Source organism: Vibrio sp. 1078-1 (assembly GCF_033340475.1).
The window spans coordinates 1-517 of sequence record NZ_JAWOWM010000914.1; the positions used below are offsets into that span (position 1 = coordinate 1).

Consider the following 517-nt stretch of genomic DNA (forward strand, 5'->3'; position numbering starts at 1 on the left):
TGCGTTGCTGGATGAACTGCACCGTCTATGTAAGCCTGAGTCTGAAGACGAAGTAGCTACTGTGGTTGAAGAACCTATCGTTACTCCAGAACCAGTTATCCCAGAACCTGCTAACGAAGTGCCAGCTGCCCCTGCAGCCGACACAACGGAGGCGGGTTCTATAGGTTCTGTCGACGAAATTACTCAAGACGAGTTTGAAAAGCTTCTTGATGAGCTGCACGGTAAAGGTGCTGCACCAGGCGCATCGACACCAGCTACAGCAGCGGCTGCATCTGTTCAAGCAAGTGCGCCTGTTCTGGACAATGGCGATATCACCGATGACGAATTCGAACGTCTTCTCGATGAATTGCATGGTGTTGGTCAGAGCCCTTCAGCAGCAACAGCCGCTCCTGTAGAGACGCCTAAAGCACCAGAACCTGCTGCTCCTGCTGCTCCTACGGTTTCAGCTGCTTCAGGCGATAGCGACCTGATGACCGATGAAGAGTTTGAGAAGCTGCTTGACGAGCTACACGGTGCG

Annotated in this window: 1 protein-coding gene; it reads left to right on the forward strand. The window is 53.0% G+C overall.

The genetic code is table 11. From position 1 onward, the window contains the following. The coding region (locus R7190_RS30825; protein WP_318138336.1) for an SHOCT domain-containing protein at positions 1-517 on the forward strand (517 nt) is incomplete at both ends.